This window comes from Streptomyces sp. NPDC030995 (assembly GCF_055571215.1).
In genome coordinates, this window is record NZ_JBVIFS010000063.1 from 1 (window position 1) to 16,253 (window position 16,253).

Annotated in this window: 14 protein-coding genes; 13 read left to right on the plus strand and 1 reads right to left on the minus strand. The window is 72.9% G+C overall.

The annotated features are described in order from the left end of the window. Positions 1 to 158: 158 nt before the first annotated feature. Positions 159 to 593: a hypothetical protein gene (locus ACZ45T_RS38285; RefSeq protein WP_468448957.1), complete on the minus strand. Its 435-nt coding sequence runs from the start codon at positions 591 to 593 to the stop codon at positions 159 to 161. A 242-nt stretch (positions 594 to 835) separates the two neighbouring features. On the opposite strand from ACZ45T_RS38285, the gene ACZ45T_RS38290 reads away from it, so the two are divergent. From ACZ45T_RS38290 to ACZ45T_RS38350, 13 genes are all read left to right on the plus strand, one after another. Then, positions 836 to 2,083 carry a sensor histidine kinase gene (locus ACZ45T_RS38290; protein ID WP_468448959.1) on the plus strand — a complete coding sequence of 416 codons (1,248 nt, stop codon included), beginning with the start codon at positions 836 to 838 and terminating at the stop codon, positions 2,081 to 2,083. Next, the gene (locus ACZ45T_RS38295; RefSeq protein ID WP_468448961.1) at positions 2,071 to 2,727 is read left to right on the plus strand and encodes a response regulator transcription factor; all 657 of its coding nucleotides are present in this window, start codon (positions 2,071 to 2,073) and stop codon (positions 2,725 to 2,727) included. The genes ACZ45T_RS38290 and ACZ45T_RS38295 overlap by 13 nt, the downstream gene beginning before the upstream one ends. After that, positions 2,724 to 3,542, plus strand: coding sequence for a DUF4097 family beta strand repeat-containing protein (locus ACZ45T_RS38300; protein WP_468448963.1), 819 nt, complete (start codon positions 2,724 to 2,726; stop codon positions 3,540 to 3,542). Before ACZ45T_RS38295 ends, ACZ45T_RS38300 begins: the two co-directional genes overlap by 4 nt. A gap of 139 nt (positions 3,543 to 3,681) precedes the next feature. Next, positions 3,682 to 4,089, plus strand: a complete 408-nt coding sequence (locus ACZ45T_RS38305) for a carboxypeptidase regulatory-like domain-containing protein (protein WP_468448965.1) — start codon at positions 3,682 to 3,684, stop codon at positions 4,087 to 4,089. Positions 4,090 to 4,496: 407 nt separating this feature from the next. After that, the gene (locus ACZ45T_RS38310; RefSeq protein WP_468448967.1) at positions 4,497 to 5,126 is read left to right on the plus strand and encodes a helix-turn-helix transcriptional regulator; all 630 of its coding nucleotides are present in this window, start codon (positions 4,497 to 4,499) and stop codon (positions 5,124 to 5,126) included. A 35-nt stretch (positions 5,127 to 5,161) separates the two neighbouring features. Beyond that, positions 5,162 to 5,818: a helix-turn-helix transcriptional regulator gene (locus ACZ45T_RS38315; RefSeq protein ID WP_468448969.1), complete on the plus strand. Its 657-nt coding sequence runs from the start codon at positions 5,162 to 5,164 to the stop codon at positions 5,816 to 5,818. A 262-nt stretch (positions 5,819 to 6,080) separates the two neighbouring features. After that, entirely contained in the window at positions 6,081 to 7,385 is a 1,305-nt protein-coding gene (gene ectB / locus ACZ45T_RS38320) for a diaminobutyrate--2-oxoglutarate transaminase (protein WP_468448971.1), read from the plus strand. A gap of 79 nt (positions 7,386 to 7,464) precedes the next feature. Further along, on the plus strand, positions 7,465 to 8,418 hold the full coding sequence (locus ACZ45T_RS38325; RefSeq protein ID WP_327412327.1) for an ornithine carbamoyltransferase: 954 nt from the start codon (positions 7,465 to 7,467) through the stop codon (positions 8,416 to 8,418). Continuing rightward, positions 8,411 to 10,744, plus strand: coding sequence for a lantibiotic dehydratase (locus tag ACZ45T_RS38330; RefSeq protein WP_468448973.1), 2,334 nt, complete (start codon positions 8,411 to 8,413; stop codon positions 10,742 to 10,744). Before ACZ45T_RS38325 ends, ACZ45T_RS38330 begins: the two co-directional genes overlap by 8 nt. 2 nt (positions 10,745 to 10,746) lie before the next feature. Beyond that, complete coding sequence (locus ACZ45T_RS38335) at positions 10,747 to 12,318, plus strand: amino acid adenylation domain-containing protein (protein ID WP_468448975.1); 1,572 nt, start codon at positions 10,747 to 10,749, stop codon at positions 12,316 to 12,318. Continuing rightward, entirely contained in the window at positions 12,315 to 13,319 is a 1,005-nt protein-coding gene (locus tag ACZ45T_RS38340) for a threonine ammonia-lyase (RefSeq protein WP_468448977.1), read from the plus strand. The genes ACZ45T_RS38335 and ACZ45T_RS38340 overlap by 4 nt, the downstream gene beginning before the upstream one ends. After that, a complete protein-coding gene (locus tag ACZ45T_RS38345) occupies positions 13,316 to 13,624 on the plus strand; it encodes a phosphopantetheine-binding protein (protein WP_468448979.1) in 309 nt (102 codons plus the stop codon). Before ACZ45T_RS38340 ends, ACZ45T_RS38345 begins: the two co-directional genes overlap by 4 nt. 34 nt (positions 13,625 to 13,658) lie before the next feature. After that, complete coding sequence (locus ACZ45T_RS38350) at positions 13,659 to 15,974, plus strand: lantibiotic dehydratase (protein ID WP_468448981.1); 2,316 nt, start codon at positions 13,659 to 13,661, stop codon at positions 15,972 to 15,974. Positions 15,975 to 16,253 lie beyond the last annotated feature (279 nt).

Genomic DNA, 16,253 nt, shown 5'->3' on the forward strand with positions numbered 1-16,253 from the left:
GCGCCGGTACGTCCAGTACGAGCCGCGGCCCTCCGCCTTGCGATGTACCGCACCGGACGCCGTGACCCGGCAAACCTTTCCGGCCACAGCACTAGGCAGCCCGCGCGAGTCCGGTCTTGAACGAAACGGACACCACCGCCCCGGGCATGGGCGCGGCGTCAGATCCGGGCGCTACGGGCGGCGACCACGGCCAGCGCCACCGCCAGCGGCAGCTCCGCTCCCATCGCCAGCAGCAGCGCCATCCCCTGCCCGTCGCCCCCGGCCGAGGTGGTGACGTCGAACCAGGCGTCCATCACCAGCAGTGCGGCCGTCGCCGCCGCCAACGGGGACACCCGCGGGTCCCGTTTGCGCAGCAGCGCCCCCGTCCCGGTCAGCCCGGCGGCCAGCATCAGGTCCAGGCCGATCCACGCGGTGGCCCAGTGGGAGACCTCGGTGGTCTGCGGCATGGTCCGCGCCAGCACCAGCACCCACGGCACCAGCGCCACCCCGGCTCCCGTGAACACCGCGGCGAGCCGGGGCCCGCGCCGGCCGGCCCGGATCCGACGCGTGCCGATCTGGCGGATCCGACGGGCATTCACCTGACGGGCACTCATCCGACGGTCGCTCATCCGACGGGTAGGCGTGTGACGGGTGCGGAACTGCGGGGCGACAAGTGCCATGGCCGCGGGTCTCCTTCCGGCCCGGCGGTCCGTCCCCCGGGCACACCATCAGCCTCGTCCGCCGAGCCCCCGCGATCAGTAGCCCCACGGTCCCAACCGGGGGTGGCACCAGCTACACCCCCGCCCGGGCACCAGCGTGATGGCAGCCCTCCGACCAGTGCGATTACCGTACGGACATGGCACTTCGCGAGGCGCTGAGGCGTTCGTACACCTGGACCGCGGCGCACGCACCGTGGTCGGCGTGGGCCCGGCGCAACACCGCCTTCACGGCGGCCGCGATCCCGGCGGCGCTGCCCGCCCTCCTCGCCCTCGCCTACGCGGCGGTGGCGCCCGGGCACAGCCCCGTCCCGCTTCTCCTGCTGTTCCCCCTCTGCCCGCTGCTCACCACGCTCCAGCGCAGCCGCTTCTGGTCCTTGCTGGGCCTCGACGTGCCGGAGGTCGTGCGCAAGGAGCGCTGGTGGAGCCACCGCGGACTCCTGGAACGGGTGCGCTCCGAGGCGACCTGGCGCCAGTACGCCTACCACCTCCTCGCCGGCCCGCTGGCCGCCGGGGCCGGGGCACTGGTGGTGCTCGCCTGGGCCCTCGGCGCCGCCGGCGCCACCGTGTACGCCTGGTCCTGGGCCCTGCCGCGCTCCGACTGGATCGTGGACCACGATCTGTTCACCGTCGGCGGCGCCCTGCTGCTGCTCGCCGCGCCCTGGCTCGCCGCGCTCTTCACCCGCGTCGACGCCTTCGCGGCGGCCGCGCTCCTCGGCCCCAACCGCTCCCGCGAGTTGGCGCGCCGGGTCGAGGACCTCGCCGAGAGCCGGGCGGGGGTCCTGGACGCCGCCGACCTCGAACGCCGCCGCATCGAGCGGGACTTGCACGACGGGGCTCAGCAGCGCCTCGTCGCGCTCGCCATGAACCTCGGCATCGCCCGCGCCACCCTCACCGACCTGCCGCCCGAGGCCAGGGCCGTCATCGACGAGGCCCACCGCGAGGCGAAGGAGGCCATCGAGGAGCTCAACAACCTCGTACGGGGCCTGCATCCGGCCGTACTGGAGGACCGCGGGCTCGACGCGGCCCTCTCCGGGATCGCCGCCCGGGCCCCCTTCCCCGTCGAGCTGGCCGTGGACATCGGCGCCCGGCCGGGGGCCACCGTCGAGGCCGTCGCCTACTTCGTGGTGTCCGAGGCCCTGGCCAACGTCGCCAAACACGCCCGGGCCGGCCGCTGCCGCGTACGGGTCGAGCGCGTCCCCGGCCGCCCCGGGGACCGGCTGCGCCTCACCGTCACCGACGACGGGGTCGGCGGAGCGGACCCGGCGCGCGGCACCGGACTGGTCGGCCTGCGCAAGCGCGTAGGGTCGGTCGACGGAACCATCATGATCACCAGCCCCCTCGGGGGCCCGACCGTCATCACCGTGGAGCTGCCGTGCGGGCTGTGATCGCCGAGGACTCCGTCCTGCTGCGCATAGGACTCGTCAAAGTCCTTGAAATGGCCGGATTCGAGGTGGCCGCCGAGACCGGCGACGCCGAGGGTCTGCTCGCCGCCGTCGAGGAACACCGCCCCGAGCTCGCGCTCGTCGACGTACGGATGCCGCCCGGCTTCACCGACGAGGGCGTACGGGCGGCGCTGATGATCCGCCAGCAGTGCCCCGGTACGGCGGTCCTGCTGCTGTCCCAGTACGTGGAGGAGCGCTACGCCGCCGACCTGCTGGCCACCCGCAGCGGCGCCGGCATCGGCTACCTCCTCAAGCAACGGGTCGCCGACGTCGAGGAGTTCATCGACGCCCTGCGGCGGGTCGCCTCCGGCGGCACCGCGCTCGACCCCCAGGTCGTCGCCCAGCTCCTGCTGCGCCGCGGCGGGGGACCGGACCCGCTGGAGCGCCTCACCCCGCGCGAGCGGGAGGTGCTGGCCCTGATGGCGGAGGGCCGCTCCAATGCCGGCATCGCCGCCCAACTCGTCGTCAGCGAGAGCGCGGTGGCCAAACACATCAACAGCATCTTCGCCAAGCTGGACCTGCCCCCGGCCGACGGCGACCACCGCCGCGTCCTCGCCGTGCTCCGCTTCCTGGACGGCACGCCGTGACGGGCACGGACGGGAACGGGCCGCGCCGCCAGCACCGCCGGGCGTGGATCATCGCCGCGATGCTCGGCGCGGTCCTCGTCGTGACCCCGGTCGCCTGGCAGGCGTGGTCGTACGGGACCACCCGGAGCAGCACCCTGCTCGGCGGCAGCGACGGCCGCCCGGTGAGCGCGCTGGAGATCGTGGGCGGCGACGCGAACGTCACCGTCACCCCCCGCGCGGACCACGAGGTCGGCTACCGCGCCGCGGTCAGCTGGTCGCTCAAGGCGCCCGTCATCGAGAAGAGCTGGCTGGGCGACACCCTGCGGCTGACCCCGCACTGCCCCGGCGACGGCTCCTGGCTGACCGGCGGGGGCGGCTGCTCGGTGCAGCTGGGGGTGACCGTACCCGTGGGCATCCCCGTGAAGGTGACGGCCGGGTCCGGCCTGGTCTCCCTCAGCGGTCTGGCCGGCGCCGTCGACGCGGAGGTCGACTCCGGCCGGATCGACGTCGCCGGGCTGCGCGGCGCCCTGCGCGCCGAGGTCGGCTCGGGCCGCCTGCTGGCCACGGACCTCGCCTCGCCCCAGGTGGACGTCAAGGTCGGTTCCGGCCGGGCCTACGCGGCCTTCGTCACCCCGCCCGACCAGGTCACCGGCCGGGTCGGATCCGGCCGCCTCGCCCTCACCGTGCCCCCGGCCACCCGCTTCCGGGTCCGCTGCGAGGCGGGCAGCGGCCGCTGCGGGGTCCCGGACGCCCTGCGCGACGCCGGCTCCCCCCGCAGCCTGACCCTGGAGGCGGCCTCGGGCCGCGCGGAGGCCTCGTACCCGGCCGGACCCTAGGGGGTGCCGGGCAGGACTGGCGGCAGTGGTGGGGCGCACACAGACTGGATACGGGGGTGGCGTCCAGCGGTAGTCCGACCGGGAGGAGACTCCGGTGTTCGGTCAAGTGCGATCAGTCTCGGACAAGAGTCCGATTTTCATGATCAAGGTCAGTGTCTACGACGGTGATCTGAAGGAGATCGATCACGTCTTCACTGACGAGGAGGGCCGGTACAGCGTGGCCGTCCCCGAAGGCGAAACGCTCACCGTACGGTTCGACACGCACCACTCGCTCACCAACGCCAAGGACTGGCAGCCGTCGGTGGTCACGAACGTGACGACCAGTGACGAGACTCCCTTGGACCGCTCCCTGCTTCCCACGGGGCAGGGTTTCGACACGGCGACGGCCATGGACGCCCTGAACGGGTACGTGATCGCGGCGGCCGTGCGCGAGGTCGAGGAATACGCCCCCACGGCGGTGTACCGCCTCGCGATGCTCAAGCAGATGACCAGCGTGCTCCAAGGTCTCCAGCAAAGGCTCATGGACCACTTCAGCGAACCGGCCTAGTGCGAATGAAGAAGTGGCGCTCGCCTGAGGGGACTCCAGGCGACACCCGTACCGGGGGTCACGGGCTCACCGGCGGGGCCGGGTGGTGAGCCCGTGCCGTATGGGGAGGTTGCCCCCATATTCTCGGCCGTACTCTGTCAAACCTGACTCCAGCCGGGCGTGTGGGTGCGGCCGGGGCGGCGGCCCGGTCAGGGTGACCAGGGGGAACGGGGATACATCGGCAGCCGGGTGGTCGGGCCGAGGTGTGGGGCCGGGGCCCGCCGGGGGGCGCCCGCCTGCACGTGACGGGTCTGCGGAGACTGTGTGACGGAAATGTGGGGGCCGGTACCCGATGTGGGTGGGCGGGCGGCCCGGCCATGCTGCCGGGGCGAGAGGTTCGTCGTACACCGACCCCAGGAGGTACCCCTATGGGTGAGCCCGTGCGAGTCAGCATCGCCGCTCTGGATCCGGTGCTGGAAGCCGGCACGAGGAGCACCTTGCTCAGCAACGGCGATGTCACGGTGATCCTGCCGGGCGAGCAGGCCGAGGTCGCCGTGGTGATCGTCGACCTGGTGACGGACCAGGTACTCGACATCGTCCGGGCGACGCGGAGCGCGGAGCACCGGCCCGAGATCGTCCTGGTGGCCACTGATCTGACCCCCGCCGAGGCGATGCATGCCATCGCGGCGGGCGCCCGCGGCCTGCTCCGCCGCAGCGAGGCCAGCCCCGACCGGCTGGCGCGGACGGTGCTCGCCGCCGCCGGGGGCGACTGCACCGTGCCACCCGGCCTGCTGGACGGCCTGCTCGAACAGGGCGTCGGCGTCCGCGCCACCCCCGCCGACGCCGCCCCCGTCCGCTGGGCGGGCTCGGGCCTGAACGACCGTGAGCGTGCGGTGCTGCGGCTGGTCGCCGAGGGCCGGGAGACCGGCGAGATCGCCCTCGAGCTGTCCTACTCACCCCGCACCGTGACGACCATAGTGCACGACATCACCCAGCGCTTCCGGCTCCGCAACCGAGCCCACGCGGTGGCGTACGCCCTCCGGGCGGGTCTGCTGTGACGGGCGCCGGGACGTTGATACGGGAGCGGCTGCGGGTGCACGTCAACGCGAGCGACGCGACCGTCCGGGACGCCGTGGTGGCGAAGCTGCGTCGCGCCGGGATCGCACCGGTGGGCGAGCCCGACCGGGAGCCCGGCGCGGTGCTGGTGGCAGCCGGGGGCACGGTGGACGAAGCGATCGACGCCTGCCTGCCGGGCCTGTGGTCCGACGGCCGCCGGCTGCTGGTGGTGGCCGACGTGCTGTCGCACAACGGCGTCCTGCGGGCGGTGCGGGCCGGCGCCCGGGCGATGCTGCACTCCGCCGAGGCGACACCTTCACGCCTGGCGGCCGCCGTGCACTCCGCCCACCAGGACGAGGGTCGGCTGCCGCACAGCGTGCTGGCCCGACTGCTCAACGGCTTGGCGCTCAACAACTCGGCGCTCAACAGCTCGGCGCTCAACGACTCGGCCGTGACCGGCCCGCCCCACCCTGGTGCGGAGCCGAGGCCGGGGCCGACCACCTCGCGGTTGACCTCCCGGCAGACCGAGGTGCTCACGCTGATGGCCGAGGGGCACGGCAACGCGGCGATCGCCCGCTCCCTCGCCTGCTCGGAACACACCGTGAAGAACGTCATCTACGAGCTGATGGCCCGGCTCCAGGTCCGCAATCGGGCCCACGCGGTGGCCCACGCCGTCCGGACCGGTCTGATCTGAACTTCGCGACCCCACCGCTCTGAAGCCCCGCTGCCCCGCACGGCCCCAGCCTGCCCGGCCGGGCAGGGCGGAGGGCAGAGACAAACGCGCAGCAGGCCAGGCGATCGACGCCTGCCGCTCCTTCCCTGGCGCCGGCCACCCGCCGGTCGGCACCCTGACTTCTGCCCGCGTCCGTCTGGCCGCGCGGCGTTTCTCGATCCGTGGAGACGAACCGGTGCGCAACGGTCGGCCGCGGGATCACCGTAAGCCGAGAGGACACCGGATGACCATCGCCGCGGACGGGCCGACCGTCCCCCTTCACGAGCCGGACGAGAACGCCGACTTCAAGGTCTTCGAGGAGCTGGAGTCGGAGGTTCGGATGTACTGCCGCAAGTTCCCCGTGGTCTTCGAGCGGGCGAAGGGCGCCGAGCTGTACACCGAGGACGGACGGACCTTCCTGGACTTCTTCTGTGGCGCCGGCACCCTCAACTACGGACACAACAACGACTTCATCAAGGGCAGGCTCGCCGAGTACCTGGCCGCCGACGGCGTCACCCACGGCCTCGACATGTACACCGTGGCCAAGCGCCAGTTCCTCGCCGCCTTCGCCGAAGTGGTCCTGCGGCCACGCGGGTTGGACTACAAGGTGCAGTTCGTCGGCCCGACCGGCACCGACTCCGTGGAGGCCGCGCTCAAGCTCGCCCGCAAGGCGACCGGCCGCTCCGGCGTGATCGCGTTCACCGGCGCGTACCACGGCATGTCGCGCGGCTCGCTCGCGGTGACCGGCAGCCGGCGGGCCCGCCGGGCCGGCGGGGTGAGCGGGCAGGACGTCACCTTCGTACCGTACGAGGACGGCCCGCAGGGCGGGTTCGACTCGCTCGGGTACATCGAGCGGCTGCTCGCCGACCCGTCCTCGGGGGTGGAGGTGCCCGCCGCGGTGATCGTGGAGCCGATGCAGATGGAAGGCGGCGTCTACCCGGCGTCGGCCGAGTGGCTGTGCGGGCTACGGGATCTGACGGAACGACACGGGATCCTGCTGATCCTCGACGAGATCCAGTCGGGCTGCGGGCGTACCGGCACCTTCTTCTGCTTCGAGGAATCCGGTATCACCCCGGACATCGTGACCCTCTCGAAGTCCATCGGCGGGTACGGCCTGCCGCTCTCCCTCACCTTGTTCCGCCGGGAGTTGGACGTCTGGGAACCCGGTGAGCACACCGGCACCTTCCGTGGCAACCAGCTGGCCTTCGTGGCCGCCACCGCGGCTTGCGAGCTGTGGCGACAGGACACCTTCCACGCCGGTCTGGCCGCCGCCTCGGCCCGCCTCGACCTGTTCCGCACCGAACTCGCCGCCGTAGAGCCGGCCTTGAAGGTGCGCGGCAGGGGCATGGCGCTGGGGATCGACACCTCCGGAGCCGGCGGGTCGGAGCGCGCCGACCGCGTCCAGCGGTACGCCTTCGAGCACGGACTGATCGTCGAGCTCTGCGGCCGCCACGACGAGGTCATCAAGCTGCTGCCGCCGCTGACCATCGACACCGCTCGTTTCGACCGCGGCCTCGATGTGCTCCGGCAGGCACTGCTGGCGCCCTGAGGGCCTGGACGGCGCCGATAGCCGCACCGCAGTCAGGGACTGCGGCCAGGACTTGAGTCACAGAACCGAGGAGGATCCGATGCCCCACCCGCCACGCCGCCACCTGATCTCCATCAACGACCTCAGCTACGAGGACATGCACGGGATCGTGCAGCGGGGCGTCGAGTACGCTTCCGGCCGGTGCGAGGACGCCCGCCCGCTGCGGGACGCCGTCGTCGGCGTTCTCTTCCGCAAGACCTCCACCCGCACCCGGACGGCCTTCTCGGCCGGCGCGCTGCGCCTCGGCGGACAGCTGATCAGCTACGGCCCGGGGGATCTCCAGGAGAACACCGGTGAGACCGTCGAGGACACCGCCGAGGTGCTCTCCCGGATGCTCGACGTCCTGGTGGCCAGGACGGCCGGCAGCGAGGCCGAGCTGCGCGCCTTCGCCTCCCAGCAGCGGATGGCCGTGGTCAACGCGATGAGCGCCGCCGAGCACCCGACCCAGGCACTCGCCGATCTCACCACGCTGCAGGGCCGGTTCGGGCGGATCGAGGGCCTGCGGGTGCTCTACGTCGGCGAGGGCAACAACACCGCATCCGCCCTCACCCTCGCGCTCTCCCGGTACCGCAACACCACGCTGCACCTGCGGACACCGCCCGGCTACGGTGTGGAGCAGCGCTTCCTGGACCGCGCGGCGGTGGACGCCAAGAGCAGTGGGGCGACGGTCGACCAGCGGCACGACATGACCGGCCTGCCGACCGTCGATGTGGTCTACACCACCCGGTGGCAGACCACGGGGACGGCCAAGGCCGACCCCGACTGGCGCAGCGTCTTCGCGCCGTTCCAGGTGGACGAGGCGGTGATGGCGGGCAGCCCCGACGCCGTGTTCATGCACGACCTGCCCGCGCACCGGGGCGACGAGGTGACAGCCGAGGTGCTGGACGGGCCCACGAGCATCGCGTACGAGCAGGCCGAGAACAAGTACCACAGCGCGCGGGCCGTCTTGGAGTGGTGCGCGGGCGGCTCACGCCGGGGGTCCGTCGATGTCTGAGACCGTACTTCTGCCCGGTGGCGGGTGGCGGCTCTGGAGCCACTTCGCGCTCCGCGGGCCCGGCTTCCCGGCGGCCGGGGTGCTGCGGCTGGCGCCGGAGGGCCTGGCGGTGGCGGCGGACAAGTTCGGCGCCCGGGAGGCCCTCACGGGACCGCAGTGGGAGGGGTTCGAGGAGGCGTTCGGCGAGGCCGCCGTCGGGACGGCCCGCGAGCTGCAGCAGATCGCGGCGCTGCCGGCCTTCCGTGCCGCGGTGGCCTGGCAGAACCGGGCCGTGCTGCGCACCGGGATCGCTCCCTTCCTGGCCTGGACGCCCAGTGCGGCGGGCCGCACCAGCATGCCGCGCCAGCGTGAGGAGTTGGTGGCGCACTACTGGCAGCGGTTCTGCGTGAAGAACGACACCATCGGGTTTTTCGGCCCGGTCGGCTGGGGTCGGATCGACACCGCCGAGCGCGGCATCCTGGTCGATCCCGGCGAGGGCCTGATCGCACGGTCCGAGGTGTACTTCTCGAGCTGGTCGATGGATGCGCTCGCCAAGACCATCGACACCGACCCGGCGCTGCGCGACTGGACCGCCCCGCGCCGCGTCCCGTTCGTCCGCATCGACGAACAGAACGGCGCCCAGAGCGTCACCCTGCCCGGACGCCCCCCGCAGCCGATCACCCCGCCCATCCATCAGGTACTCACCCGCTGCGACGGCACCCGTACCGCCCGAGCGATCCGACAGGAGCTCGCCGACGACCTGAGCCCCGACCAAGTCACCGACATACTCGAAGAGTTGGTCAAGCGCCGGTGGATCGTCTGGCGCCTGGAAATCCCCGCCACCACCTACCCCGAACAGTACCTGCGCTCGGCGCTGGAGCGCGTCGGCGACCCCGCCGTGCGCGAGCCTGCCCTGGCCAAGCTGCTGGTGCTGGAGCGCGGCCGCGACCGCGTGCACGCGGCGGGCCGGGACGCCGACGAGCTGTGCGCGGCGCTCGCCGAGCTGGAGAGCGACTTCGCCGAACTGACCGACACCGCCGCGCAGCGCGAGAAGAGCACCCGCACCGCGCCCAACCGGGCCCTGGTCTACGCCGACTGCCGCCGCTCGGCGACGGCCCGGGTCGGCGCCGCCGTCTTGGGCGAACTCACACCGCTGGAGCTCTGCCTGACCAGCGCCCGGTGGATGACCAACCGCTTCGCCGAGGCCGTCGGCGGCCGGATCACCGAGGCCTTCCACCGGCTGCGCACCGAACGGAAAGTGGTGGATCTCGGCTCGCTCTGGTTCGAGTGCCTGCCCGCGCCGCACGGCGAGTCGATCGCCGACATCGACCGCATCCAGGCCGAGTTGCGCGCCCGCTGGTCGCGGATCATCGACGCCCCGCCCGGCGCCCGGCAGGTCCGGCGCTCCTCGGCCGAGATCGCGGACCAGGTCCGGGAGGCCTTCGACGAGCCCGGTGGGGGCTGGTCGCTGGCGCGCTACATCAGCCCCGACGTGATGGTCGTCGCCCAGGATCTGGCGGCCGTCGGGCGCGGCGAGTTCGAGCTGGTGCTCGGCGAGTTGCACGTCGCCATGAACACCCTCGGCGCCTCGCTCTTCGTGATGCAGCACCCGGACCGCCAGGAGCTGATCGAGGAGACCTGCACCGACTTCCCCGGCCCGCGCCTGGTGCCGATGCTGCCGAAGGAGCTCCCACTGATCAAGTGGTCGCCGCGCAGCCGGCCCGCCCTGGAGCGCCCCCAGGACTACTCCGTCGCGCTGGTCGACCACACCGCCGACCCGCTCCGTCCCCGGACGGTGTGCTCGGCCGATGTGCTGGTGGAGGAGCGGGACGGCCGGCTGGCCACCGTCCTGCCCGACGGCGCGGTCTTCGACGTGCTGGACGTGTTCAGCCACGCGCTGACCAACCGGGTGATGGACCGCTTCACCCTGCGGGCCGACGCCGACCACTCGCCGCGCGTCACCGTGGACCGGATGGTGGTGGCCCGGGAGACCTGGCGATTCGCCGCCTCGGTGCTGGAGTTCGCCAGGGAGAAGAGCGAGGCCCGCCGCTTCGTCGGGGCCCGCCGCTGGAGCGAGGAGAACGAGCTGCCCCGGTACGTCTTCGTGGTGTCGCCGTCCGAACCCCGGCCGTTCTTCGTGGACTTCGACAGCCCGGTGTACGTGAACATCTTCGCCAAGGCCGTCCGCCGGCTGGCGGCCAAGGACCCGGACGCCCGGCTGACGGTCTCGGAGATGCTACCGACCCCGGAACAAGCCTGGCTCACCGACGACTTGGGCAACCGCTACACCTCGGAACTGCGCTTCGTGGCCGTCGACCGGTCGGCGAGCCCGGAAGGCGGGGTCTGACCGTGGACAGCACATTCGTCGACGACATCGGCGTGCACGCCGCATGCGATCCGCTGGCCCCCGCCCTGGTCACCCCCGGCGGCGTGGTCTCCTACGGTGAACTGTTCGACCGGATCGACCGGTTGGCCAGGGCGCTGGTCCGGCGCGGGGTGGGCCCGGAGGCGGTGTGTGCCGTCGCCGTCGAGCGCGGCGCCCAGGCCGTCGTCGCGATGGCCGCCGTGGCGCGCGCGGGCGGCGCCTTCCTCACCCTCGACGTGGACCTGCCGGGCACGCGCCTGGCCGCCATGGTCGAGAGCGCGGGGGCCACGTTTCTGGTGACCGACAGCGCCCTCGAAGAGCGGCTCGCCCTCCCCGTCGAGGGCCCGGCCGTCCTGATCGACCGCCTCGACGCGGCAGCCGGCGAACCGGACGCACCCCTACCGCCCGTCGAGCCGCGCACACTGGCCTACGTCAGCCACACCTCGGGGTCGACGGGCACTCCGAACGCCGTCCTGATCGAGCACCGGGGCCTCACCTCGTACCTGCGATTCGTCGCCCGCGACTACGGGTTGGGGCCGCGCACCATCGCGGTGCAGCTGGCCCCGCTCGGCTACGACGCCTCGATCCGGGACACCTTCGCCCCGCTGGCGGCCGGCGGGCGCCTCGTCCTGGTGGAGCGCTCCGCGCTGCTGCGGGCCGAGGAGTTCCTGGCCACCATACGGACCTTCCGCGTCAACACCGTGCTGAGCGCGACCCCGTCCTTCCTCACCTTCCTCACCCAGCACGAGGGCAGCGCCGATCGGCTGCGGGGCGTGAAGCTGGTGGTCTCGAGCGGGGAGTCCCTGCGGCCCTTCCTCACGGCGGGCGGCCGACGGGCGTTCACCGGCAGGCTGGTGAACCAGTACGGCCCAACCGAGTGCACCATGACCTCGACCCGGTACGACGTGCCGGTCGACCCCGAGACGGCGGCCGACCCGGTCGGCACGCCCATCGACGGGGTGACCGCCCAGCTGCTCGACACCGGGCTGCGGCCGGTGCGGGACGGGGAGGTCGGTGAACTCCATCTCGGCGGCGTGGGCGTGGCCCGTGGCTACGCCGGCCGGCCCGGGCACACCGCCGACCGCTTCCGGCCCGACCCGGCCGGGCCGGTCGGAGCCCGGATGTACCGCACCGGCGATCTGGCCAGGCGGCGGCCGGACGGCACCCTGGAGTACCTCGGCCGGAGCGACCGACAGATCAAGATCCGGGGCTACCGGGTGGACCCGGCCGAGATCGAGGGCGCGCTGCTCACCCACCCCGCCGTCACCGGCGCGGTGGTCACCGCCGACACCGACGGCAGGGGCCGGGTCTTCCTGGTCGCCCATGTCACGGGCCGGCTGGCCGAGGTCGCCGACACCGTGCTGCGCGCGCACCTGGCCGAGAGCCTGCCGCACTACATGATGCCGCGCCGGTTCGACCGGATCGAGCGCGTCCCGACCACCGGCACCGGCAAGGCCGACCGGGCTGCGCTCGGACCGCGCGCCGTGACAGGCGTGACAGGCGTAACGGCCACGACGGCCACGACGGCCACGACAGCTGCGGACGGGGCCCGATGAGCAGCCTGGGCACCCGACTCGGGCTCGACGACGTGCTCGCGGCAGCCGACCGGATCTCCGCCCAGGTGCGCCGCACCCCGCTGCTGACGGTGCGTTCGCTGCCCGGCCTCCTACTGAAGGCCGAACACCTCCAGCACAGCGGCTCGTTCAAGCTGCGGGGCGCCGCGAACGCCATGGTCGGGAACGGCGCCACCGAGATCGTCACCGGCTCGTCCGGCAACCACGGGATCGCGGTCGCCCGGCTGAGCGGCGCGCTGGGCGTCGGTGTCACCGTCGTGATGGCCGCCGGGGCCAGCGCGGCCAAGGAGCGGGTGATCCGCGCGCTCGGCGCACACGTCGTCCGGGTGGACGGCGGCGTGGCCGAGCGCGACCGGCACGCCCGGGAGCTCTCCGGCCGCCACGGGGCGCTCTTCGTGCCGTCCTCCGACCACGAACTGGTGGTGGCCGGTCAGGGCACCTCGGGCCTGGAGGTCTTCGAGGACGTGCCGGACCTCGACGCGATCTACGTACCGACCGGCGGCGGCGGCCTGCTCGCGGGTGTCTGCCTGGCCGCCTCCGCCCTGACCAGACAGGTGCGGATCATCGGCGTCGAGCCGGTGGACGCCAGACGCTACGCCCTCTCGCTCGCGGCGGGCGCCCCCGTCGAGGTGCCGCCGAGCCGGACGGTCGCGGACGGGCTGCGCGGCCAGCGGCCGGGCGAGATCCCGTACCCGATCATCCAGCGGCGGGTCGACGAGATGATCGGCGTCACCGACGAGGCGATCACGCACGCGATGGAGCTGCTGCACCGCGCGGGCGTCGAGGCCGAGCCGACCGGGAGCGTGGCGCTGGCGGGCGCGCTGGCTTCGGCCGGCCCGGCGCTGCGCGGTGGCCGGGTCGCCGTCATCGTCTCCGGCGGTAACACACCCGCCGCACTGGCCGCCCGGAACCTCCCGGCGAACCGTCCCCAGATCCACTTCGAGCACCACTCCGACAACCACACTGACCAGGAGTCACCATGAGCACGATGAACGCGACCAAGGTCGATGCGGCGGCGCTCCCCGAGCTGATCGCCTCCTTCTACCGCGAGACACTGGGCGACGAGAGTCTCGACACCAGCAGCGACTTCTTCGAGGCGGGCGGCGACTCGCTCAGCGCCTTCCAGATCACCGCCCGACTGCGGGAGGCGATCGGCATCGAGGTCGCCGTGGCGCTGGTCTTCACCTACCCGTCGCCCGAAGACCTTGCGACGGTCGTCGCCGAGGACCTCCAAGCCCTTGAAGACATCGCAGACCTCAAAGACACCGCAGACGCCGACCGGCTCTGAAGACACCGACCGGAGGCAGGGAGAGCAGCGGGCCATGACCGGGACAACAGTGCCGTTCGGTGACAAGTGGCAGGTGTGGGAGCAGTTCGGGCTCCGAGGGGCGGGCTTCCCGGCGGCCGGGGTGCTGCGGCTGGCGCCCGAGGGCCTGGCGGTGGCGGCGGACGAGTTCGGCGCCCGGGAGGCCCTCGCGGGGCCCCGGTGGAGGGCCTTCGAGGAGGTCTTCGGCGAGGCCGCCGTCGGCACGGCCCGCGAGCTGCAGCAGATCGCGGCGCAGCCGGCCTTCCAGACCGCGGTGGCCTGGCAGAACCGCGCCGTGCTCGGCCGGGCGATCGCACCGTTCGTCCGATGGGAGCCCACCGCGGCGGGTCGCACCAGCGGGCCGCGCCAGCGTGAGGAGTTGATCGCGCACTACTGGCAGCGGTTCTGCGTGAAGAACGACACCATCGGGTTTTTCGGCCCGGTCGGCTGGGGTCGGATCGACACCGCCGAGCGCGGCATCCTGGTCGATCCCGGCGAGGGCCTGATCGCACGGTCCGAGGTGTACTTCTCGAGCTGGTCGATGGATGCGCTCGCCAAGACCATCGACACCGACCCGGCGCTGCGCGACTGGACCGCCCCGCGCCGCGTCCCGTTCGTCCGCATCGACGAACAGAACGGCGCCCAGAGCGTCACCCTGCCCGGACGCCCCCCGCAGCCGATCACCCCGCCCATCCATCAGGTACTCACCCGCTGCGACGGCACCCGTACCGCCCGAGCGATCCGACAGGAGCTCGCCGACGACCTGAGCCCCGACCAAGTCACCGACATACTCGAAGAGTTGGTCAAGCGGCGGTGGATCGTCTGGCGCCTGGAAATCCCCGCCACCACCTACCCCGAACAGTACCTGCGGGCCTGGCTGGAGGGTATCGGCGATCCGGCGCCCCGGCAGCACGGTCTCGATCTGCTCGGCGCCCTGGAGCGCGGCCGGGACAGGGTGCAGGCGGTGGGGGACGACGTCGAGGAGCTGTGCGCGGCGCTCGCCGCGCTGGAGAGCGACTTCGCCGAACTGACCGCCACCGCCGCGCAGCGCGAGAAGAGCGAGCACACGGCACCCAACCGGGCCCTGGTCTACTCGGACTGCGTCCGCACCGCGACGGCCCGGGCCGGCACCGAGGTGCTGGCGGCGCTGGCCCCGCTCGATCTGCTGATGACCAGCGCGCTGTGGCTGACCTCCCGGCTGGCGGACCAGGTGCTGGGCCTGGCCGAACAGGTCTACGACCGGCTCGCCGAGGCGGCGGGCGAGGGCGGCCGGGTAGACCTGGCCGCCTTCTGGTTCGCCTGCATGCCGATCCTGCACGGTGACGCGGTCACCGGGGCGGCGGAGATCCAGCGCGAGTTCTGGCGGCGCTGGGACGGGATTCTGGGCCGGCCCGCAACCGACGGTCGGCTCCGGGTGGCCTCGGCGGACATCGCCGACCGCGTCCGGGAGGCCTTCGGCGAGCGGGGCGCGAGCTGGACGGCGGCGCGCTACCTCAGCCCGGACGTGATGATCGCGGTGGAGGACGAGGAGGCGGCGGAGCGCGGTGAGTTCGAGCTGGTGCTCGGCGAGCTGCACGTCGCCACCAACACCCTCGGCAACTCGCTCTTCGTCAACCAGCACCCCGCGCCGGAGGAGCTGTTCGCGCAGACCGGCCGGGACCACCCCGGGCCGCGGTTGATGCCGCTGCTGCCCAAGGAGCACAAGTCGCGGCTCTCCGCCCGCGTCCGGCACTTCCTGGTGCGCCCCGAGGACTACTACGTCGCGCTGCTGGACCACACAGCCGACCCGAACCGCCCCCGGACGGTACTGAGCGCCGACGTCGCGGTGGAGCGGCGGGAGGGCCGGCTGGTCGTGGTGCTGCCCGATGGCGCGGTCTTCGACGTGCTGGACGTGTTCAGCCACGCGCTGACCACCCTGGTGATGGACCTCTGCCGACTGCTCCCGGACGCCGACCACTCGCCGCGCGTCACGGTGGACCGGATGGTGCTGGCCCGCGAGACCTGGCGCTTCACCGGCGCGGGCCTGGAGTTCGCCAGGGAGAAGAGCGAGGCCCGCCGCTTCGTCCGGGCCCGCCGCTGGTGGGCGGGGGCGGAGTTGCCCAGGTTCGTCTTCGTGGTGTCGCCGTCCGAACCCCGGCCGTTCTTCGTGGACTTCGAGAGCCCGGCGTACGTGAACCTCTTCGCCAAGGCCGTTCGCCGGCTGGCCACCAAGGACCCGGAGGGCCGGCTGACCCTGACCGAGATGCTCCCGACCCCCGAGCAGTCCTGGCTCACCGACGAGCAGGGCAACCGCTACACCTCGGAGCTGCGTTTCGTGGTGGTCGAGGACTGACGGACCTTCAACAGAAGGCGGGCCGCTCCCGGCAGGACGGGGGCGGCCCGCCTTCTGCCATGTACACCGCCGGGAACCCGTACGCCTCCGGCAACCCGCACGCCTCCGGGAACCCGTACGCCTCCGGAAACGCCGCGGTGGGGGGGGGGGGGGGGCCCCACGAGGGCACGCCCCCCCCGACCCCTCTCCCCCTCCCCAGTCCTGCGAGTCCCCACCCACAACACACACCCCCCCCCCCCCCCCGCCCCCCTCCACCCCAACCCCCCCCCCACAACCGCC

Excerpts from the sequence above, each read along its gene's own strand:
- ACZ45T_RS38285 (WP_468448957.1), bottom strand. The coding sequence starts at position 593 with ATGAGTGCCCGTCAGGTGAATGCCCGTCGGATCCGCCAGATCGGCACG.
- ACZ45T_RS38290 (WP_468448959.1), top strand. The coding sequence starts at position 836 with ATGGCACTTCGCGAGGCGCTGAGGCGTTCGTACACCTGGACCGCGGCG.
- ACZ45T_RS38305 (WP_468448965.1), top strand. The coding sequence starts at position 3,682 with ATGATCAAGGTCAGTGTCTACGACGGTGATCTGAAGGAGATCGATCAC.
- ACZ45T_RS38310 (WP_468448967.1), top strand. The coding sequence starts at position 4,497 with ATGGGTGAGCCCGTGCGAGTCAGCATCGCCGCTCTGGATCCGGTGCTG.
- ectB (WP_468448971.1), top strand. The coding sequence starts at position 6,081 with ATGACCATCGCCGCGGACGGGCCGACCGTCCCCCTTCACGAGCCGGAC.
- ACZ45T_RS38325 (WP_327412327.1), top strand. The coding sequence starts at position 7,465 with ATGCCCCACCCGCCACGCCGCCACCTGATCTCCATCAACGACCTCAGC.
- ACZ45T_RS38330 (WP_468448973.1), top strand. The coding sequence starts at position 8,411 with ATGTCTGAGACCGTACTTCTGCCCGGTGGCGGGTGGCGGCTCTGGAGC.
- ACZ45T_RS38340 (WP_468448977.1), top strand. The coding sequence starts at position 12,315 with ATGAGCAGCCTGGGCACCCGACTCGGGCTCGACGACGTGCTCGCGGCA.
- ACZ45T_RS38345 (WP_468448979.1), top strand. The coding sequence starts at position 13,316 with ATGAGCACGATGAACGCGACCAAGGTCGATGCGGCGGCGCTCCCCGAG.
- ACZ45T_RS38350 (WP_468448981.1), top strand. The coding sequence starts at position 13,659 with ATGACCGGGACAACAGTGCCGTTCGGTGACAAGTGGCAGGTGTGGGAG.